Raw genomic sequence first — 18,743 nt, 5'->3', positions numbered from 1 at the left:
CGAGGCGGCGCGCGACAACGGTGCGAGCGGGTTCCAGACGCTGGTCCATGTGATCATCCCGCTGACCAAACCCGGCATCATGATCGGCACGATCTTCGTGCTGACGCTGGTGATGGGCGATTTCATTACCGTGCGGTTCATGTCCGGGTCGCAGCGGGCCAATGTGGGGCGGCTGATCTCCAACGATATCGCGCTGCTGCAATACCCGTCCGCGGCCGCCACGGCGGTGGTGCTGCTGTGTACCGTGCTGATCGTGATCGGGATCCTGCTGCGCTTCGTCAACATCCGCAAGGAGCTCTGAGCCATGGAGAAACGTCCGCGCAGCTTCTATGTCCTGACCGTCATCTTCGCGCTTTTCGTGCTGTTCCTTTACGGGCCGACGATCACCATCGGCATCCTGAGCTTTCAGGGCCCCGAGGGCGGGCTGACCTTCCCGATGCGGGGCGTGTCGCTCAACTGGTTCCACGAGCTGTTCCAGCAGCAGGCCGTGGGCGATATCTGGGGCGCGTTCCGGCGGTCCTTCATGCTCGGCCTGTTGGTCATGGTGACGACGGTCGTCGTCTCGGTCATGGCGGGCCTCGCATTCCGCAAGAAATTCCCGGGCTCCGGCATCCTCTTCTACCTGACGATCGCCTCGCTGGTGATCCCCTCGATCCTGATCTCGCTGGGCGTGGGGCTGATCTTCAACCAGCTCGGGCTGAAGGTGCATTGGGCGACCTCGGGTTTCGGCTCGCAGCTGACATGGACGCTGCCCTTCGGCCTGCTGATCATGTTCGCGGTCTTCAACCGGTTCGACAAAAGCTTCGAGGAGGCCGCGCGCGATCAGGGTGCAAGCGCATGGCAGACGATCCGCTTCGTGGTGCTGCCGATCATCGCGCCGTCGCTGATCGGGGTGGCGCTGTTCGGCTTCACGCTGAGCTATGACGAATTCGCGCGCACGCTTCTGACGGCGGGCAGCTACAACACGCTGCCGCTCGAGATCTTCGGGATGACGACGAATGTGACGACGCCCGTGGTCTATGCCCTCGGCACGCTGACCACGGCGTTTTCGCTGCTGATCATCGGGGCGTTCCTGATCGCCGCCTGGATCATGGCACGACGACGCGCCCGGCTTGGCTCGGATGCCGGGAAAGGCGTTTGATCCCAGATGCGCATTCTCTACATCAATCCGAATTCGACGGCGTCGATGACCGATCAGATCGTGGGCATCGCGCGGGCAGCACTACCGGACGCCGAGATTATCGGCTGGACGAATGCGGAGGGGCCACCGGCCATCGAGGGGCCCGAGGATGGTGCGCATGCCGTGATCGGGCTGAAGAGACTGTTGCCCGAGGCGAAGGGGATTGGCGCCGATCTGATCGTGATCGCCTGTTTCGACGATACCGGGCTCGAGGAGCTGCGCGCCGCCGCCCATTGCCCGGTGATCGGGATCGGTCAGGCCGCCTATGTGATCGGCGCGCTGGCGTTCGGGGCGTTCTCGGTGGTGACCACGCTGCCGGTATCCGTGCCGGTCCTCGAGGAGAATATCGCGCAGTACGGGCTTGCGGGCGCGTGCATCGCGGTGCGCGCGAGTGGGATCCCGGTGCTGGCCGTCGAAGAGGGATCCGAGCCGGTCCGCGCACGCCTCTCCGAAGAGATCGCCGCAGCCGGGAAGGAAGGCGCGCGCGCTGTTGCTATGGGATGCGCAGGCATGTCGCATCTGCGCGCCGATCTCCTCGAAAGAACCCGCGTTCCGCTGATCGACGGGGTCATCGCCTCGGCGCATCTGGCGCGGGCGATCCGGGCGACCCTGAATTGAGAGCAAACGCGTCCCTGAGGGCGAAGCACCCTGCCCGTTCTCCTGCCGCTCAGACGCCGAGATTGAGCGCCTTGGCCTTGCGGTAGAAGGTCGCCCGGCCGATGCCGAGATCGCGCGCCGCCGCCGAGACATTGCCGCCGTTGCGGGCCAGTGCGCGGGCCATCTCGGAGCGTTGCGCCTCTTCCAGCCCGTTGCGGATGCCGTGCTCCAGCAGGTCCGACGCCGGAAGCTGGCCGATCTGACCCGCCTCGATGCCGAGATGCCGCCGCGCGGCGCGGGTCGCGCCGACGACCAGATCGTCGCGGTCGAGCGCCAGCAGCATCACGCCCTGCGCCCCGGTCTCGCCCGAGCCGGTCGAGAGGATACGCGCGCCGTCATAGGAGGCGCGGAACAGGTCCGCCTCGATCCGATGCGCCGCGTCCTGCACGGTCAGCGCCACGAGCCGCGCATAGCCCTCGGTCATGTCCGAGCGCGCCGAGCTGACATCGATCACCCCCGCCAGATCACCCTGCGCACCGAAGATGGGCGAGCCCATGCAGGTCAGCACGGTGTTGCGGGTGCGGAAATGCTGATCGCGCCAGACCGTGACGGGACGCGCCTCGGCCACGCAGGTGCCGATGCCGTTCGTACCCTCGACCCCTTCGGACCAGTCCGAGCCGGGCGCGAGGTTCGAAGAATGGAAATCATCGACATCGGCGTCGCGCAAACGCTCGTCCAGCACCAGCCCGCCCGCATCCGACAGCAGAACCGTGCAGCCCGCATCGCCTGCCGCGCGCGACAGTCGGTCGAGCACCGGCGAGGCGATCCGCATCATCAGACCCGCCCGCTCGCGGCGCTCGCGCATCTCGGCCTGGGTCAGACGCTCGTTGCGCCCGCCGGTTTCGGGATCGATACGGTGATGGATCATCGAGCGGCGCCAGCTCGCAGCGAACCCCGCCCGCGTGGCGGATTTCGGCGAAGAGACGACCTCGCGCACGATATCGGCATGTTGGCGCGGAACGCCTGTATGCAGTGACGGCATGCGAAAGCCTCCCTCTCTTGCGCAGCCTATGAAAGCTCAAGCAGGTTAGGCCGATTCGGACCTTACACAACGTAAATTCCCGCTGAGCGGCCCGGCACCTGTCTCGGGGGTGAGACAGTCGCGGCTCAGTCCTCCTCGTGCCGCCGCCCGCGAAATCCTTGGGCGACCACGAATTTCTCCGAGCTGTCCGAGCGCGAAGCCGGTGGTTTCACATTGGCGACCTTGGTGAAGTTTTTCTTCAGGATCGTCATCAGCCCCTGCTCCGCGCCGCCTGCGAGGACCTTGGCGACGAAAGTGCCGCCCTCTTCGAGCACGTCGAAGGCGAACTCCGCCGCCGCTTCGCACAGCGTGATGATGCGCAGGTGATCGGTGTTCTGGTGCCCCGAGGACGAGGCCGCCATATCCGACATCACCACATCCGCAGCCCCGCCGAGCCATTCCTTCACCTTGTCGTCGGCGCCTTCCTCGAGGAAATCGAGCACATGGATCTCGGCCCCCGGGATCGGATCAACCTCCTGCAGATCGACGCCCAGAACGGTGCCGACCTTCTTGCCCGATTTCTCGCCCAAGGCGTTCACGCGCTTGACCGCCACCTGACACCAGCCGCCGGGCGCACAGCCCAGATCGACCACCCGCGCGCCGGGCACGAGGAAGCGATACTTGTCGTCCAGCTCGAGGATCTTGTAGGCCGCGCGTCCGCGATAGCCCTCTTTCTTCGCGCGCTGAACGTAAGGGTCGTTGAGCTGCCGCTCCAGCCAGAGGGTCGAGGACAGCCTGCGCCCCTTCGCCGTCTTCACGCGCACGCGCAGGTCGCGCTGCCCGCGTCCGGAAGTGTTCTTGCCGCTGGGTGTCTTCGCCATCATTTCATCTCTTCTAACACGCCGTCTCCGGCCATTTGCGCATAGAGGAGCCCCTCGCGCAGGCCACGGTCGGCAATGGACATCTGGTCGGTGGGCCAGACCCGCATCAGGGCCTGGAGAATTGCTGCGCCGGACATGATCAACGTGTGCCGGTCCCGCCCGATCCGCGGATCCGAGCGCCGCCCGGCGGGCCCGAGTTGCAGGAAGGAGCGGATCACCGCGTCGATCTCTCCCGAGGTCATGGTCAGCCCGTCCACCCGGTTGCGGTCATAGCGCTTCAGGTTGAGGTGGCAGGCCGCGACCGTGGTCACCGTGCCCGAGGTGCCGATAATCTGGAAGCCGTCCTGCGGGCTGCCCGCCGCGTAGGGCGTGAAGTCCGCCAATTTTTCCTCAAAGAACCAGCTCATCAGCGCAAACCGCGCGGCGTCGTCTTCGACATCGGCGAATTGATCCTTGAGCGTCGCGACCCCCAGCGGCACCGAAATCCAGTCGACCACGCGCGCTGCCGGGTCCGGCCCGTCGGGCTGGTTAAACCCCTGCGAGAGTCGCATGATCGCGCGGGCGCGGTCGCCGGGCGGCACGTCTTCGAGGTCGATCCAGACCAGCTCGGTCGAGCCGCCCCCGATATCGACCACCAGCACCTGCTCGGAATTGGGCGACACCAGCGAGGCGCAGGAGATCACGGCCAGCCGCGCTTCTTCCTCGGGCGGGATGATCTCCAGCGGCAGCCCGGTCTCGCGGCGCACATAGCGGATGAAATCGCGCGCGTTCTTGGCCCGGCGACAGGCTTCGGTCGCCACCAGCCGCATCCGGGTGACCCCATGCGTTTCGATCTTGCGGCGGCAGATTTGCAAAGCCTGAACGGTGCGCGACATCGAGCTGCGCGACAAACGGCCATAGGTTTCGAGACCTTGGCCCAGCTGGACGGCTTTTGAGAAGCTATCCACGACCTGAAACTGAGAACCCCTTGGACGGGCAATCAGCATCCGGCAACTGTTGGTGCCAAGGTCGAGAGCGGCATAAAGCCCCTCGCCGGACTTGGCGGATTTGGTCGCGGGGGACTCGACCTGAGCCGGTTTCACCGCCCGCGCGGGCGATGCAGCTGTCGGGAGCGCGCCCGCCGACCGGGGACGCTTGGGCGCCATGATTACGCCCTCCGATTTGAAGTTGCTCTAAAGCTATCGGTTTGCGCCTCCCGGTTCAAGGGAGCGCGACGCGGAAGTGAAAGAAGCCCCGCGCTTTTCGCGGGTCGCAACCGGGTCGCCCCGGCGCGCCCTCAGACCGCGGGCAGGATCACGGTGAAGCAGCTGCCCTCGCCCTTCTTGCTGTCGACGCGGAACCGGCCACGGTGGCGCGCCACGATATGCTTGACGATGGCGAGCCCCAGCCCGGTGCCGCCCTTCTCGCGCGAGCGGTGGGTGTCGACGCGGTAGAAGCGCTCGGTGATGCGCGGCAGATGCTGTTCGTCGATCCCTTCGCCGCGGTCGATCACATCGACGCGATAGGCTTTGCCACGCAGCACCGGCTCATGCGCAATCGCCGAGACGCGCAGCCGCACCTCGCCGCCCTGCCCGCCGTATTTGATCGCGTTCTCCACGAGGTTGGAGAAGACCTGCGTGAGCTGATCGGGATCGCCCTGCACCGGCAAAGCCCCGGTCTCGCCTTCGGAGATCAGCTTCACCTGTGCCGCCTCGGCGACGGGTTCGAGCGTCTGCGTGACCCCCTTGAGAACCAGCGCCAGATCGACCTTGGTTGTCGGGCGCATCCGTTCCTCGCCCTCGACGCGGCTGAGCGAGAGAAGATCGCCCACCAGACGGTTCATCCGCGCGGCCTCGCGCTCCATGATCGACAGGAACCGATCGCGCGCCGCCGCATCGTCGCGCGCGCTCGAACGCAGCGTCTCGATGAAGCCCATCAGCGCGGTCAGTGGTGTGCGCAGCTCGTGGCTGACATTGGCGACGAAATCGCGCCGCATCGCTTCGGCGGTCTCCAGCGCCGTGATGTCCTCGAAACTCGCCAGAACCGAATTCGTGGAAAGCGGGCCTTCCGGCGCGGGCGGCAGCGGAGAGAAATGCACCAGCGTGATCGTCTCGGCCTGACCGGTGGGATGCAGCCGCAGGCGAACCGGATCGGGCCGCGCGCCGCGAAGTGCCGCGCTCACCGCCGCGCCGAAACCGGGCTGGCGCAGCACCGTCACATAGGGACGCCCGAGAAACTGCGTACCGAAAAGCCGGTTGGCCGCGACATTGCCCTGCGCGATCCGCTCGTCGCGCCCGATCAGCAAAACCGCGCTCGGCAGCGCGTCGAGAACCTGTCCGATCGCCCCTTGGCTCATTGCCATGCCTCCCCGCCTGCCATCGCTGTCGCGGCAAGGTTTGAGCGATGCGGCGCGAGCTGTAAAGCCTTGCCATGCCCGAAAAACCGACCCCTGCTTCGGTTTTGCAACTCACGCTTCGCAGTCAACAATCAGTGCCTTGTGAAATAAGTGAAAAAACGCTAAACCTAGGCGTGTATTTCATGGGATCTTTCCGGATCCCGTCACTTACACCGCGGGGGCGATGAGGTTTGCACTATTACTATGTCAAGAACCCCCCGTTCCCGTCTCGCCTTACAAGCCGTTCTCTTTCAATGTGTGAAGGCGTCTGAGACCAGCAACCTGCTGCTGGTCGACCCCGCGCGTGAGCTGCCGTCTTCGCTCAAAGAGATCTCCGGCCAGGCGATTCAGGTGCTTCAATACGACCAGATCACCGCACAAAAGATGGTGAAGCTGCGCCCCGAACTGGTGCTGGCCCCGCTTCTGTCGGAGAGGTTCGACATTCTCGATCTCGCGAAGCGGCTCGAGGAATTCGGGTTCACCGGCAAGCTGCGAGCCTATTCCCGCCCGCTGCCCAATATCGCCGCCATCCGACAGGAGGTGCGCGCTGCGCATCCCCAGCTCGATTTCGACATATTCACCCTGCCGATAGATGAGTTTCGCGACAATTAACCGATCGCTTTGAGCCCCTTCGAGAAGCGCGCGGCATTCTCGCGATAATGCGCGGCCGAGCCCAGCAGCGCCTGCAGTGCCTTCTCGTCAAGCTGGCGAACCACCTTGCCCGGCGCGCCCATGACGAGGCTGCCATCGGGGATTTCCTTGCCTTCGGTGATCAGCGCGCCCGCGCCGATCAAGCAACCCTTGCCGATCTTCGCGCCGTTGAGCACCGTCGCCCCCATGCCGATCAGCGAGCCGTCCCCGATCGTGCAGCCATGCAACATCGCCTTGTGCCCGACCGTGCAATTCGCGCCGATCACCAGCGGAAAGCCCATATCGGTGTGGCAGACGACGTTTTCCTGAATATTCGAACCCGCGCCCACGCGGATTTCCTCGTTATCGCCGCGCAGCGTGGCGCCGAACCAGACTGAGGCTTCGGCCTCAAGGACAACCTTGCCGATCAGATTGGCGTCGGGCGCGACCCATGCGTCTTCGGCGATTTCGGGCGCGATCCCGTCCAGTTCGTAAATCATCTCGTCTCGAACTCCCTGTTCAGTTTTCGCACGAATTCATTCAGCCCGGTCTGACGGTCGCGGCGGCTGCGCTCGGCGGTCAGGATGGTACGCAACTGCTCCTCCGCGCGGTCGAGATCGTCATTGACCAGAACATAGTCATATTCCGACCAATGGCTGATTTCCGCGAGCGATTTTTCCATCCGGCCGTTGATCACGGCATCGCTGTCCTGCGCACGGCTGCGCAGACGCTCTTCCAGCGCCGCAATCGAGGGCGGCAGGATGAAGATCGAGACCACGTCCTTGCCCAGCGAGGAGTTGCGGATCTGCTGCCCGCCCTGCCAGTCGACGTCGAACAGCGTATCGCGCCCCTCGCCCATCGCGGCCTCCACCGGGCTTTTCGGCGTGCCATAGAAATTGCCGAACACCTCGGCATGTTCCAGCATGTCGCCCTGATCGACCATCTTTTCGAACTCGGCGCGGGATTTGAAGAAATACTCCACCCCGTCGCTCTCGCCCGGGCGCGGATCGCGGGTCGTGGCCGAGACCGAGAAGCGCAGCGTCGGGTCCCAGTTCATCAGCCGCTTGGCCAGCGTGGATTTGCCTGCGCCCGAGGGCGAAGAAAGGATAATGAGAAGGCCGCGGCGGCTGGTATCGGGCATCGGAATTACTCTACGTTCTGGATCTGCTCGCGCAGCTGGTCGATCGCGTATTTCAACGCCAGACCGATCCGCGTCAACTCCGCATCGCCCGATTTCGAGCACAGCGTATTGGCCTCGCGGACGAATTCCTGCGCGAGAAATTCGAACTTGCGGCCCACGGGCCCGGTCTCGGCCAGAAGCGCACGAGCCGCCTCGACATGGACGCGGAGGCGCTCGATCTCTTCGGTGACATCGGCCTTGATCGCGATCAGGGCCAGCTCCTGCGCGACCCGGTCGGGATCGACCTCGGTGGCTTCCATCACCCGCGCAAGCGCGGCCTTCAGCGTCTCTGCAGCCTTCGGGGCGCGCGCGGCGGCAGCCTCTGCGGCCTCATCGGTCAGCGCGGCGATCTCGTCGATGCGCGCGGCCAGCAAGGCGCCGGTCCGGGCGCCCTCTTCGCGGCGCATCGCGACGAAACTCTCCAGAACGGGCTCGAAACTCTCCAGCAGCGCGGCCAGCAGTGCCGCGGGATCCTCGATCGTGCCGCCCGAGTGATCGACCACCCCGCGCATCGCCATCAGATCGCTCGGCTTGAGCGGCGCGAGCGCCACGCCCTTGCGCTCGGCGGCACGCTCGACCTTGTCGACGGCGGCAAGGGCGGCATTGAGCACGTCGGGCTCGATCCGCATCGCGGCACTGCCTGCGGCCTGCGTGAGTTTGAGGTTCAGCGTGACATTGCCCCGCGCAACGCGTTCGCCGACCGCCTTGCGCAGTGCGGGCTCCAGCCCCTCGATATCGGGCAGCCGCAACCGCAGGTCGAACCCTTTGCCATTGACCGAGCGCAAATCCCAGCTCCAGTCATGCCCCGCGCCGCTCCCCTGCCCGGCGGCAAATCCGGTCATCGAGACAGTCGCGGCGGCGGGCGCCCCCTCCGGGCGCGGCTCTGGAGCGGGTTTAACCATTTAAGAGTTTCTTTCCCCATGTGACGAAAAAATGGCCTAACTTGGCCTTGGTAAGAGTTCAGTAACGATTTCGCCCTGACGGTCAACCGCAAGGCGGCATGTGCCGCCGGATCGCCGGGCGCGAGACAGCCACCCCGCGCCCGTGCCGCGCGGGACGAAGCAAGGGTGATTGACATGGATCGCGAGACCGACAGCAACGCCGCATCCCCCGCCTCGGCCAAAGGTCGCCGGATCGGCAACGAGCTGCGCGCCTATTGGGAGGCGCTGCTGGCAGGCCGCCCGATGCCCGCACGCGCCGATATCGATCCGCGCGGCATCGACCGCGCGCTGGAATTCGCCTTCATCCTCGAACGGGTCGCGCCGGGCATGGGGCGGTTTCGTCTCGCAGGGCAGCATATCTGCGACCTGATGGGCATGGAGGTGCGCGGGATGCCCCTGACCTCGCTTTTCGCGCCCGAAGGCCGCAAGCAGATCGCAGATCTGACCGAGGCCGTCTTCGCGCGTCCCGCCATCGCCGAGGCGCGGCTGGTCTCGGAGGCCGGGATCGGCAAGCCGGGGCTGGCCGGTCACCTTCTGATGCTGCCGCTGACGGATGATTTCGGCGCGGTGACGCGGGTGCTGGGGTGTTTCGTCGCGGAGCCTCTGCGCAATACGGGCGAGGCGGAAGACATCCACGATGCAGGCCGCGCCCCGCGCCGCTTCACGGTCACGGGTGCCCGGATCAAACCGCTGGAGATGCCGCCCCAACCCAAACCTGCCGGACGCGATTTCCGCGCCGCACCCCAATTCGAGCAGCCCGCACCGATGCCCGCCAGCTCGGGCTTCGCCGAGAGCCAAACGCCCTACACGCCACGCCCGAAAACCCGCGCCGAGCATCTGGCCGAGATGACGCCGGACGAGCGCCGCGCGATGTTCAGGGTGGTGCGTCAGGAGGGGTAAAGAAGCCCTCGCGCAGGCGCTCAGCTACAGCCCGCAAAACCCTGTCACGATTTGATTATTCTCTGCAGCGCCACGCATGAAAAAGGCCCGGACACCAAGGTCCGGGCCAATCAATCCGTTGAGCGTCTCCGCGTCGCGGCTCGCGCTTATTGCGACGCGGCTTTCGCGAACTTGCGGCGGTCCTGCAGTTCCTCGGCGACGAGGAAGGCCAGTTCCAGCGACTGGCTCGCATTCAGACGCGGGTCGCAGGCGGTGTGGTAGCGCGAGGACAGATCGCCATCGGTCACGGCGCGCACGCCGCCGGTGCATTCGGTCACGTCCTTGCCGGTCATCTCGAAATGCACGCCGCCGGGAATCGTGCCCTCGGCTTTGTGGATCGCGAAGAATTCCTTCACCTCGCGCAGCACGGACTCGAAGGGCCGGGTCTTGAAGCCCGAGGCCGATTTGATCGTGTTGCCGTGCATCGGATCGCAGGACCAGACGACATTCGCGCCCTCGGCCTCGACCGTGCGGATCAGGCGCGGCAGGTGATCGCCGACATTGCCCGCGCCGAAACGCGCGATCAGGGTCAGACGGCCCGCCTCGTTTTCCGGGTTCAGCTTCTCCATCAGCACCTTGAGGTCGTCCTCGGTGGTGGTGGGGCCGCATTTCAGGCCGATCGGGTTCTGCACGCCGCGTGCGAATTCGACATGCGCGCCGTCGGGCTGACGGGTGCGGTCGCCGATCCAGAGCATGTGGCCGGTGCCCGCGATCGGCAGGCCGGACGTGGAATCGATGCGGCAGAGCGCCTCTTCATATTCCAGCAGCAGCGCCTCGTGCGAGGTGTAGAAATCGACCGAAGCCAGCTCATGCGCGGTTTCCGAGGTCACGCCCGCGGCCCGCATGAAGTCCATCGCCTCCGAAATCTGATCGGCGACCTGACGGTATTTCTCGGCATCGTCGGCATCGGTGAAGCCCGCGATCCAGCTTTGGACGCGGTGGATGTCGGCGAAACCACCGGTTGAGAAGGCGCGCAGCAGGTTCAGCGAAGCCGCCGCCTGCGTGTAGGCCTGCAGCATCCGGTTCGGATCGGGCAGACGCGCCTCCGAGGTGAACTCGAAGCCGTTGATGATGTCGCCGCGGTAGCTCGGCAGCTCGGTGCCGTCGATGGTCTCGGTCGGTGCCGAACGCGGCTTGGCGAACTGACCCGCCATGCGACCGACCTTGATGACCGGAACCTTCGCGCCCCAGGTCAGCACGACCGCCATCTGCAGCATCACCTTGAAGGTGTCGCGAATGTTATCGGCCGAGAATTCCCCGAAGGACTCGGCGCAATCGCCACCCTGCAGCAGGAATGCTTCGCCGCGCGCGGCTTTCGCCAGCTCCGCCTTCAGCGTGCGTGCTTCGCCCGCGAAGACCAGCGGCGGCATCCGCGACAGCTGTGCCTCGACAGCGTTCAGCGCCCCCTGATCGGGATAGTCGGGCATCTGAACCCGCGGTTTCGCGCGCCAGTCCGATTTGCTCCAACCCTTGCCCATCTGATCCTCCAAAAGCGTGGTCGTTTCATTCGGCGCCGCTTATAGACGGCGCGGGTCAGGGAAACAAACCCGAAATTGCATTTCCGCACGCCTGCCGGCCCCTCCGTAAGATCCCCCTCTTGCGGCGGGCCCCAATTTCCTGTTTCGGTGATTCACCACAGATGACGGATTGACGACATGCCTGATCCCCGCCCCACCCGTCGCCCAGCCCCTTCGCAGGGGATGATCCGGATCGCCCCGGACGCGCGCCAGCGCTCGGTCGTCTTCATGCTTCTCGACCGGTTCACGATGATGGCCTTCGCCAGCGCGATCGAGCCGCTGCGCCTCGCCAATCAGGTCTCGGGCCGCACGCTCTACACATGGAAACTGGCCTCGGAAACCGGCGAGGATGTCACCTGTTCGAACGGCACGACCTTCCGCACCGATATCGGGCTGGAGGAACTGGGCCGCGATACGATGGTGCTTGTATGCGGCGGCATCGACGTGGCCGAGGCGGTCACCAAGCCGCTTTTGAACTGGCTCCGGCGCGAGGCGCGGCGTGGCGCGACGATCGGGGGCCTGTGCACCGGCTCTTACGCGCTGGCCCGCGCAGGCCTGCTCGACGGCAAGCGCGCGACGATCCACTGGGAGAATGTCGACGCTTTCGCCGAGGATTTCCCCGATATCGAGCTGACCAAGGGTGTTTTCGTGATCGACGGCAACCGGGTGACGACGGCGGGCGGCACCGCCTCGATCGACCTGATGCTGCGGCTGATCGCCCGCGATCACGGCGAGGAACTGGCCAATACCGTCGCCGATCAGCTGATCCATTCCTCGATCCGCTCGGATCGCGACACGCAGCGGCTGTCGATTCCCACCCGGATCGGGGTGCGTCACCCCAAGCTCGCGCAGGTCATCGGGCGGATGGAACGCAATATCGAAGACCCCATCAGCCCCGCGACGCTCGCGACCGAAGTCGGCATGTCCGCGCGCCAGCTGGAGCGGCTGTTCCGTCGCTATCTCAACCGCTCGCCGAAGCGCTACTACATGGAATTGCGCCTGCAAAAGGCGCGTAACCTGTTGATGCAAACGGAAATGAGCGTGATCAACGTGGCCATGGCCTGCGGCTTTGCGAGCCCGTCGCATTTCTCGAAATGCTACCGCGCGCATTACCAGACCACACCCTATCGTGAACGTGGCGCGAGCGCTGCGGGCGAAAAGGAAAGCCTGGACTCCACCGTGGATTTAGGGCCGGAAGACGCGCTCGACTGAAAATTGCGCAATCACCCCCCGCGCCTTTCACGAATTTGCACATAACCCCAAATTGCCGTTACGTCGCATTGCGCGCACCTTGACCTTCGGGTCCGTTTTTCGCGTCATCGCGCCACTCGCGGTTCTTCACATTTGACAAACCGCGCACTAACCTCGCGCAAGAACGCGAGTTCCAACACGGGAGTGAACACATGAAAAAACTGCTTCTGGCTTCGGCTGCGATCGCGCTTGGCGCGACTGGCGCATATGCCGATGACGTGAAGATGGGCGTCCTGCTGGGCTTTACCGGCCCGCTTGAATCGCTCGCCCCGCCGATGGCGCAGGGTGCCGAGATGGCGATCAAGGAAGTCTCCGATTCCGGCAAGCTGCTGGGTGGCGACACCGTGACCGCAGTCCGCGGCGACTCGACCTGCGTCGACGCAGCCGCCGCCACCGCGGCAGGCGAAACGCTGGTCACTACCGACAAGGTCGCTGGCATCATGGGCGCAATGTGCTCGGGCGCGACCACCGCTGTCCTGCAGAACGTCGCAATGCCGAACGGCGTCGTGATGATCTCGCCCTCGGCGACCTCGCCGGCACTCTCGACGCTCGAGGATGATGGCCTGTTCTTCCGCACCGCACCGTCGGATGCGCGTCAGGGCGAAGTCATGGCCGACGAGATCCTCGAGAAGGGCATCAAGAACGTCGCCGTGACCTACACCAACAACGACTACGGCAAGGGTCTCGCCGACAGCTTCGAGAAAGCCTACAAGGCCAAGGGCGGCAGCGTGACCATCTCGGCCGCGCACGAAGACGGCAAGGGCGACTACTCCGCTGAAGTCGCATCGCTCGCTTCCGCAGGTGGCGACGCGCTCGTCATCGTCGGCTATATCGACCAGGGCGGCTCGGGCATCCTGCGCGGCGCGCTCGACACCGGCGCCTTCGAGACCTTCGTCTTCCCGGACGGCATGGTCAGCCAGACGCTCGAAGACAATTTCGGCTCGGAAATCAACGGCTCCTTCGGCCAGCTTCCCGACTCGGCAGGCGACGGCATGAAGACCTATCTCGGCATGGCCGAGAAAGCCGGCTTCGACGGCTCGTCGGCTTATTCGGGCGGCGCCTATGACGCAGCGGCTCTGATGCTGCTGGCGATGCAGGCGGCGGATTCCACCGACCCGAAAGTCTATAAAGACAAGGTCATGGAAGTCGCGAACGGCCCCGGCGAGAAGATCTATCCCGGCGAGCTGGGCAAGGCGCTCGACCTGATCAAGGAAGGCAAGCCGGTCGACTATGAAGGCGCGACCGCCGTCAACCTGATCGGCAATGGCGAAGCCGCGGGCACCTTCCGCGAAATCACGATCAAGGACGACAAGATCGAGACGGTGAAATACCGCTAATCGGTCATCAGAGCTGAGGCAGCCCGGAGCGATCCGGGCTGTTTTCAATTATAAAACAACAAGATGTGGCGTGAAGCTAACACGCCTACAACTCAGGGGACCCTATGATCCGGGTTGAAAACCTAGTCAAATCCTTCGGCGGATTCCGCGCGGTCGATGGCGCAAGCCTCGAAATCGCGACCGGCTCGATCACCGGGCTGATCGGCCCGAACGGCGCCGGCAAATCCACTCTCTTCAACGTCATCGCAGGCGTGCACGAACCCACCGCGGGCCGTGTCACGATGGATGGCGAGGACATCACCGGGCTTGCCCCGCACGAGCTGTTCCACAAGGGGCTGCTGCGCACCTTCCAGATCGCGCATGAGTTTCCTTCGCTCACCGTGCGCGAGAACCTGATGATGGTGCCCACCGGACAGGCGGGCGAGACGCTCTGGAACACATGGTTCGGGCGAAAACACATCCGCGACGAGGAAGCGGCGCTTCTGAAGAAAGCCGATGAAGTGCTTGATTTCCTAACAATTTCGCATCTCAAGGACGAGAAGGCAGGCAACCTCTCGGGCGGCCAGAAGAAGCTTCTGGAGCTGGGCCGCACGATGATGGTCGAAGCCAAGATCGTCTTCCTCGACGAGGTCGGCGCGGGCGTGAACCGAACGCTTCTCAACACGATCGGCGATGCCATCGTGCGCCTCAACAAGGAGCGCGGCTACACCTTCTGCGTGATCGAACACGACATGGATTTCATCGGCCGCCTCTGCGACCCGGTCATCGTGATGGCCGAGGGCAAGGTGCTGGCCCAGGGGTCTGCCGATCACATCATGGAAAACGAAGCCGTCATCGAGGCCTATCTGGGCACCGGGCTGAAGAACAAGGTCAAGGCCGAGGAAACCGCCGAGACCGCCGCCCATGAAGACCACGGCGCGCAGCCCGGTCTGGGCGATGAAGCCGGCAAAGGGGGTGCCCAATGAGCTATCTCAACGCCTCCAACATGACCGGCGGCTACGGCAAGGCCGACATCCTGCACGACTGCACGCTGACCGTCGAAAAGGGCGAGATCGCCGTGATCGTCGGCCCCAACGGCGCGGGCAAATCCACCGCGATGAAGGCGGTCTTCGGCATGCTCGGCCTGCGCGAAGGCAAGGTCACGCTCGACGGGCAGGACATTACCGGCCTCTCGCCGCAGGACCGCGTTAAGAAAGGTATGGGCTTCGTTCCGCAGGTGAACAATGTCTTCCCGACCATGACGGTCGAGGAAAACCTCGAGATGGGCGCCTTCATCCGCGACGACGATTTCCGGGGCACGATGGATCAGGTCTTCGACCTGTTCCCGATCCTGAAGGAGAAACGACGCCAGAACGCGGGCGAGCTGTCCGGCGGGCAGCGTCAGCAGGTGGCCGTGGGCCGCGCACTGATGACCCAGCCGAAACTGCTGATGCTCGACGAGCCAACCGCGGGCGTCTCGCCCATCGTGATGGACGAGCTTTTCGATCGCATCATCGAGGTCGCCCGCAGCGGGATCTCGATCCTGATGGTCGAACAGAACGCCCGCCAAGCCCTTGAGATCGCGGATAAAGGTTATGTCCTCGTGCAAGGCGCGAACAAATACACCGACACTGGCGAGGCCCTTCTGGCCGACCCGGAAGTCCGCCGCACCTTCCTGGGGGGCTGAGGAATGGAACTCATCAACGCGCTTGTCGCGGTTACCAATTACGTCATCATCCCCGCCACCGCCTATGGCGCGCAGCTCGCGCTCGGGGCGCTCGGGGTCACGCTGATCTACTCGATCCTGCGGTTTTCCAACTTCGCCCATGGCGACACGATGGCCTTCGGCACCGGGGTCGTGATCCTGATCACCTGGGGTTTCCAGGCGATGGGGATCAGCTTCGGCCCGCTGCCGACCGCCCTTCTCGCCCTACCCTTCGGCATCGCAGTCACCGCGGCGCTGATGCTCGGGACGGACAAGGTCGTTTACCAATATTACCGAAAAGTCAGGGCCGCGCCCGTGGTCATGGTCATGGTCTCGGTCGGCGTGATGTTCGTGATGAACGCGCTCACGCGCTTCCTGATCGGCGTCGACCAGATCAATTTCGACGACGGCACGCGCTTCGTCATCAACGCCCGGCAATGGCGCGACATGACGGGTCTGCACGAGCCGCTGACGCTGCGCTCGACGCAGGTGATCACCGTCGTCACCGCGATCATCACCGTGGCCGCGCTGTTCTGGTTCCTCGGCAAGACGCGCACCGGCAAGTCCATGCGCGCGTTTTCCGATAACGAGGATCTGGCGCTGCTGTCGGGCATCGACCCGAACAAGGTCGTGGCGGTCACCTGGATCATCACCGGCGCGCTCGCGACTATCGCAGGCACGCTCTACGGGCTCGACAAGTCGTTCAAAGCCTTCACCTATTTCCAGCTTCTGCTTCCGATCTTCGCCTCGGCCATCGTCGGCGGCATCGGCAACCCGGTGGGCGCGATCGCGGGCGGCTTCGTGATCTCCTTCTCGGAAGTGGGTCTCACCTACGCGTGGAAGAAGGTCGCGACCTATCTGGTCCCGAGCTGGGAGCCGGACGGCCTCGTCCAGCTTCTCTCCACCGACTACAAATACGCAGTCAGCTTCACGATCCTGATCCTCGTCCTGATCTTCAAGCCGACCGGCCTCTTCAAGGGGAAAATCGTATGAGCAGCAATCGTCAGGCTGGCGAGACCAGCCGTCTCCGCGCCCCCCTCTTCTTCGCCATCATGGCCGCGCTCATCCTGCTCGAGGGCTTCACCTCCGGCTGGAACTCGGCGCTCGGCATTCTCAACATGGGGCTTCTGTCGGCGATCATGGCGCTCGGCGTGAACATGCAATGGGGCTATGCGGGCCTGTTCAACGCGGGCGCGATGGGCTTCCTCGCGCTTGGCGGCCTCGCCCCGGTGCTGATCTCCATGCCGCCCACCCCCGGCGCCTTCTCGGGCGGCGGTCCGGGCATCATGGCAGCCTTCTTTGTGGCCATCGTCGCGGTGCTGGCGGCGGTCTGGATCTGGCGCAACCTGCGCGGCAAGACACGCGGCCTCGCCGTGACCGCCGTGCTGGTCGTCGGCTTCTTCACCTATCGCTGGCTGTTCGATCCGGCGGTCGAGGTGATCGAGGCGATCAATCCCTCGGCGCAGGGCAACCTCGGCGGGCTGGGCCTTCCGACGCTGATCTCTTGGCCCGTGGGCGCGGTTCTGGCCGCAGGGGCTGCGTGGCTGGTCGGCAAGACCGCCCTCGGCCTGCGCTCGGATTACCTTGCGATCGCCACGCTCGGCATTGCAGAGATCATCGTCGCGATCCTGAAGAACGAGCAATGGCTCGACCGCGGCGTGCTGAACGTCAACGGCATCCCGCGCCCCTGGCCGGTGCCCTACGAGATCGACCTGCAGAACTCGCCCGACTTCGTCGCGCAGATGCAGGCTTGGGGCCTCGACCCGCAGCTGGGCTCCACCATCGCGGTGAAGCTGGCCTTCCTCGTTCTGTTCGTGATCGTCATCCTCGCGCTGATCTGGCTGACCGAGATGTCGCTGAAATCGCCTTGGGGCCGGATGATGCGCGCGATCCGCGACAACGAGATTTCGGCGGCCGCAATGGGCAAGAACGTCACGCGCCGCCACCTGCAGATCTTCGTGCTGGGCTCGGCGGTGATCGGGCTTGCGGGCGCGATGATGATCTCGCTCGACGGGCAGATGACGCCGACCTCCTACAACCCGCTGCGCTACACCTTCCTGATCCTCGTGATGGTGATCGTGGGCGGCTCGGGCAACAACTGGGGCTCGATCCTCGGTGGCGTGCTGATCTGGTATGTCTGGGTCAAGGCGGGCGACTGGGGCCCGGATATCATGGGCGCGCTGGCCGCACCCTTCCCCGATGGCGGGCTCAAGGATCACCTGATCCAGTCGGCCCCGCATATGCGGATGCTGGTGATGGGGATCATCCTGCTGATGGTGCTGCGCTTCAGCCCGCGCGGGCTCTTGCCGGAGAAATAAAAACGAGGGGCTCTGCCCCTCGCCCGTTCCGGGCTCACCCCGGGATATTTCTTCCAAAACGAAGACAGGACGCGCGCCCCGAAAGGAGCGCGCGTTTTTCGTTACTCCTCGCCGCCGTCGAATTGGGCGACGCGGGCGCCGGCCTTGTTCGTGGTGACGACGCCAAGCGATTTGAGTTTGCGGTGCAGCGCCGAGCGCTCCATGCCGACGAAATTCGCGGTGCGCGAGATATTGCCCCCGAAGCGGTTGATCTGGGTGAGCAGGTATTCGCGCTCGAACAGCTCGCGCGCCTCGCGCAAAGGCAGCGTGGCGAGCGCGCCGCCCAGAACGATGCGCCCCTCATCCGCCGGGCCTTCCTGACCGGGCAGCTCGCGCGCCTCGATCGCACCCGTGCCTTCGCCGAGGATCAGCACCCGCTCGATCACGTTGCGCAGCTGGCGGACATTGCCGGGCCAGTCCATCGTCTGCATCAGCGCCGCGGCCTCTTCCGAGATTTCACGCAGCGGCAGGCCCTGGGTCTCGTTGAAGCCGCGCAGGAAATGGTCTGCCAGAAGCGGCACGTCCTCGCGCCGCTCCGAGAGCGGCGGCACCTCGATCGGCACCACGTTCAGCCGGTCGTAGAGCTCCTGCCGGAAAAGACCCTCGCGGATCTGCGTCATCAGATCGCGGGTCGTCGACGAGATCACCCGCAGATCGACGCGGACCTTATCGGCCCCGCCGACGCGCAGGAATTGCTGCTCGGTCAGCACGCGCAGGATTTTCGACTGCGTGCCGAGCGGCATCTCCGCCACCTCGTCGAAATAAATCACGCCGCCATGCGCTTGCTCCAGCAGCCCCTTCTCGACGCCACGCTCGGGGGTTTCGCGCCCGAACAGCACCTCTTCCATCCGGTC

At 64.9% G+C, this 18,743-nt stretch carries 20 protein-coding genes; 11 read left to right on the top strand and 9 right to left on the bottom strand.

Annotated features, from left to right (window positions below; all coding sequences use genetic code 11):
- The 3 genes from B3D39_RS04005 to B3D39_RS03995 all read left to right on the top strand — a co-directional run.
- Positions 1-301, top strand: a 301-nt coding sequence (locus B3D39_RS04005; RefSeq protein WP_286789405.1) for an ABC transporter permease subunit, incomplete at its 5' end; no start/stop codon positions are given.
- 3 nt (positions 302-304) lie between these two features.
- Complete coding sequence (locus B3D39_RS04000) at positions 305-1,141, top strand: ABC transporter permease (RefSeq protein ID WP_078520767.1); 837 nt, start codon at positions 305-307, stop codon at positions 1,139-1,141.
- Positions 1,142-1,147: 6 nt separating this feature from the next.
- Positions 1,148-1,798: an aspartate/glutamate racemase family protein gene (locus tag B3D39_RS03995; protein ID WP_274962177.1), complete on the top strand. Its 651-nt coding sequence runs from the start codon at positions 1,148-1,150 to the stop codon at positions 1,796-1,798.
- A 49-nt stretch (positions 1,799-1,847) separates the two neighbouring features.
- Here the strand turns inward: B3D39_RS03995 and B3D39_RS03990 are convergent, their stop codons facing one another.
- The 4 genes from B3D39_RS03990 to B3D39_RS03975 all read right to left on the bottom strand — a co-directional run bounded on the left by B3D39_RS03990 (position 1,848) and on the right by B3D39_RS03975 (position 6,014).
- Entirely contained in the window at positions 1,848-2,819 is a 972-nt protein-coding gene (locus tag B3D39_RS03990) for a GAF domain-containing protein (RefSeq protein WP_078520769.1), read from the bottom strand.
- A gap of 125 nt (positions 2,820-2,944) precedes the next feature.
- On the bottom strand, positions 2,945-3,679 hold the full coding sequence (locus B3D39_RS03985) for an RlmE family RNA methyltransferase (RefSeq protein ID WP_152844323.1): 735 nt from the start codon (positions 3,677-3,679) through the stop codon (positions 2,945-2,947).
- Positions 3,679-4,824 carry a Ppx/GppA phosphatase family protein gene (locus B3D39_RS03980; protein WP_078520771.1) on the bottom strand — a complete coding sequence of 382 codons (1,146 nt, stop codon included), beginning with the start codon at positions 4,822-4,824 and terminating at the stop codon, positions 3,679-3,681. The genes B3D39_RS03985 and B3D39_RS03980 overlap by 1 nt, the downstream gene beginning before the upstream one ends.
- A 131-nt stretch (positions 4,825-4,955) precedes the next feature.
- Positions 4,956-6,014: a sensor histidine kinase gene (locus B3D39_RS03975; protein WP_078605483.1), complete on the bottom strand. Its 1,059-nt coding sequence runs from the start codon at positions 6,012-6,014 to the stop codon at positions 4,956-4,958.
- Positions 6,015-6,404: 390 nt separating this feature from the next.
- Here B3D39_RS03975 and B3D39_RS03970 point away from each other — a divergent pair, with 390 nt between their 5' ends.
- The gene (locus B3D39_RS03970; protein WP_133051937.1) at positions 6,405-6,665 is read left to right on the top strand and encodes a hypothetical protein; all 261 of its coding nucleotides are present in this window, start codon (positions 6,405-6,407) and stop codon (positions 6,663-6,665) included.
- On the opposite strand, the gene B3D39_RS03965 is transcribed toward B3D39_RS03970, so the two are convergent.
- The 3 genes from B3D39_RS03965 to B3D39_RS03955 are packed head-to-tail and all read right to left on the bottom strand — an operon-like array spanning position 6,662 to position 8,765.
- Positions 6,662-7,183 (bottom strand): gamma carbonic anhydrase family protein, encoded by a 522-nt coding sequence (locus B3D39_RS03965; protein ID WP_078550218.1) that lies wholly within the window; start codon positions 7,181-7,183, stop codon positions 6,662-6,664. The genes B3D39_RS03970 and B3D39_RS03965 overlap by 4 nt on opposite strands.
- On the bottom strand, positions 7,180-7,824 hold the full coding sequence (gene gmk, locus B3D39_RS03960; protein ID WP_274962178.1) for a guanylate kinase: 645 nt from the start codon (positions 7,822-7,824) through the stop codon (positions 7,180-7,182). The genes B3D39_RS03965 and gmk overlap by 4 nt, the downstream gene beginning before the upstream one ends.
- 5 nt (positions 7,825-7,829) lie before the next feature.
- Positions 7,830-8,765: a YicC/YloC family endoribonuclease gene (locus tag B3D39_RS03955; protein WP_274962179.1), complete on the bottom strand. Its 936-nt coding sequence runs from the start codon at positions 8,763-8,765 to the stop codon at positions 7,830-7,832.
- Between the two features lie 174 nt (positions 8,766-8,939).
- Here B3D39_RS03955 and B3D39_RS03950 point away from each other — a divergent pair, with 174 nt between their 5' ends.
- Positions 8,940-9,704 carry a PAS domain-containing protein gene (locus B3D39_RS03950; protein ID WP_274962180.1) on the top strand — a complete coding sequence of 255 codons (765 nt, stop codon included), beginning with the start codon at positions 8,940-8,942 and terminating at the stop codon, positions 9,702-9,704.
- Positions 9,705-9,850: 146 nt separating this feature from the next.
- Here the strand turns inward: B3D39_RS03950 and B3D39_RS03945 are convergent, their stop codons facing one another.
- Complete coding sequence (locus B3D39_RS03945) at positions 9,851-11,221, bottom strand: class II 3-deoxy-7-phosphoheptulonate synthase (protein ID WP_078520777.1); 1,371 nt, start codon at positions 11,219-11,221, stop codon at positions 9,851-9,853.
- 222 nt (positions 11,222-11,443) lie between these two features.
- Between B3D39_RS03945 and B3D39_RS03940 the strand changes: the two genes are divergently transcribed.
- The 6 genes from B3D39_RS03940 to B3D39_RS03915 all read left to right on the top strand — a co-directional run bounded on the left by B3D39_RS03940 (position 11,444) and on the right by B3D39_RS03915 (position 17,850).
- A complete protein-coding gene (locus B3D39_RS03940; RefSeq protein ID WP_274962184.1) occupies positions 11,444-12,472 on the top strand; it encodes a GlxA family transcriptional regulator in 1,029 nt (342 codons plus the stop codon).
- Between the two features lie 191 nt (positions 12,473-12,663).
- Complete coding sequence (locus B3D39_RS03935; RefSeq protein WP_274962181.1) at positions 12,664-13,848, top strand: ABC transporter substrate-binding protein; 1,185 nt, start codon at positions 12,664-12,666, stop codon at positions 13,846-13,848.
- A gap of 104 nt (positions 13,849-13,952) precedes the next feature.
- Entirely contained in the window at positions 13,953-14,813 is an 861-nt protein-coding gene (locus B3D39_RS03930; RefSeq protein ID WP_078540797.1) for an ABC transporter ATP-binding protein, read from the top strand.
- Complete coding sequence (locus B3D39_RS03925) at positions 14,810-15,514, top strand: ABC transporter ATP-binding protein (RefSeq protein WP_078540796.1); 705 nt, start codon at positions 14,810-14,812, stop codon at positions 15,512-15,514. The genes B3D39_RS03930 and B3D39_RS03925 overlap by 4 nt, the downstream gene beginning before the upstream one ends.
- A 3-nt stretch (positions 15,515-15,517) precedes the next feature.
- Complete coding sequence (locus B3D39_RS03920) at positions 15,518-16,525, top strand: branched-chain amino acid ABC transporter permease (RefSeq protein WP_078550208.1); 1,008 nt, start codon at positions 15,518-15,520, stop codon at positions 16,523-16,525.
- Positions 16,522-17,850, top strand: a complete 1,329-nt coding sequence (locus B3D39_RS03915; RefSeq protein ID WP_274962182.1) for a branched-chain amino acid ABC transporter permease — start codon at positions 16,522-16,524, stop codon at positions 17,848-17,850. Before B3D39_RS03920 ends, B3D39_RS03915 begins: the two co-directional genes overlap by 4 nt.
- 101 nt (positions 17,851-17,951) lie before the next feature.
- Here B3D39_RS03915 and B3D39_RS03910 read toward each other — a convergent pair.
- Positions 17,952-18,743, bottom strand: a 792-nt coding sequence (locus B3D39_RS03910; protein ID WP_286789404.1) for a sigma-54-dependent transcriptional regulator, incomplete at its 5' end; no start/stop codon positions are given.

The sequence above is a fragment of the Thioclava sp. UBA3469 genome (assembly GCF_002378135.1).
Taxonomy (GTDB): domain Bacteria; phylum Pseudomonadota; class Alphaproteobacteria; order Rhodobacterales; family Rhodobacteraceae; genus Thioclava; species Thioclava sediminum.
Note: the sequence above shows the minus strand (reverse complement) of the source record. Positions and strands in the feature narration are given on the sequence as shown.

What these genes read in the sequence shown, in the direction of transcription:
- B3D39_RS04000 (WP_078520767.1), top strand. Translation starts at nt 305, where the DNA reads ATGGAGAAACGTCCGCGCAGCTTCTATGTCCTGACCGTCATCTTCGCG.
- B3D39_RS03995 (WP_274962177.1), top strand. Translation starts at nt 1,148, where the DNA reads ATGCGCATTCTCTACATCAATCCGAATTCGACGGCGTCGATGACCGAT.
- B3D39_RS03990 (WP_078520769.1), bottom strand. Translation starts at nt 2,819, where the DNA reads ATGCCGTCACTGCATACAGGCGTTCCGCGCCAACATGCCGATATCGTG.
- B3D39_RS03985 (WP_152844323.1), bottom strand. Translation starts at nt 3,679, where the DNA reads ATGGCGAAGACACCCAGCGGCAAGAACACTTCCGGACGCGGGCAGCGC.
- B3D39_RS03980 (WP_078520771.1), bottom strand. Translation starts at nt 4,824, where the DNA reads ATGGCGCCCAAGCGTCCCCGGTCGGCGGGCGCGCTCCCGACAGCTGCA.
- B3D39_RS03975 (WP_078605483.1), bottom strand. Translation starts at nt 6,014, where the DNA reads ATGAGCCAAGGGGCGATCGGACAGGTTCTCGACGCGCTGCCGAGCGCG.
- B3D39_RS03965 (WP_078550218.1), bottom strand. Translation starts at nt 7,183, where the DNA reads ATGATTTACGAACTGGACGGGATCGCGCCCGAAATCGCCGAAGACGCA.
- gmk (WP_274962178.1), bottom strand. Translation starts at nt 7,824, where the DNA reads ATGCCCGATACCAGCCGCCGCGGCCTTCTCATTATCCTTTCTTCGCCC.
- B3D39_RS03955 (WP_274962179.1), bottom strand. Translation starts at nt 8,765, where the DNA reads ATGGTTAAACCCGCTCCAGAGCCGCGCCCGGAGGGGGCGCCCGCCGCC.
- B3D39_RS03950 (WP_274962180.1), top strand. Translation starts at nt 8,940, where the DNA reads ATGGATCGCGAGACCGACAGCAACGCCGCATCCCCCGCCTCGGCCAAA.
- B3D39_RS03945 (WP_078520777.1), bottom strand. Translation starts at nt 11,221, where the DNA reads ATGGGCAAGGGTTGGAGCAAATCGGACTGGCGCGCGAAACCGCGGGTT.
- B3D39_RS03940 (WP_274962184.1), top strand. Translation starts at nt 11,444, where the DNA reads ATGATCCGGATCGCCCCGGACGCGCGCCAGCGCTCGGTCGTCTTCATG.
- B3D39_RS03935 (WP_274962181.1), top strand. Translation starts at nt 12,664, where the DNA reads ATGAAAAAACTGCTTCTGGCTTCGGCTGCGATCGCGCTTGGCGCGACT.
- B3D39_RS03930 (WP_078540797.1), top strand. Translation starts at nt 13,953, where the DNA reads ATGATCCGGGTTGAAAACCTAGTCAAATCCTTCGGCGGATTCCGCGCG.
- B3D39_RS03925 (WP_078540796.1), top strand. Translation starts at nt 14,810, where the DNA reads ATGAGCTATCTCAACGCCTCCAACATGACCGGCGGCTACGGCAAGGCC.
- B3D39_RS03920 (WP_078550208.1), top strand. Translation starts at nt 15,518, where the DNA reads ATGGAACTCATCAACGCGCTTGTCGCGGTTACCAATTACGTCATCATC.
- B3D39_RS03915 (WP_274962182.1), top strand. Translation starts at nt 16,522, where the DNA reads ATGAGCAGCAATCGTCAGGCTGGCGAGACCAGCCGTCTCCGCGCCCCC.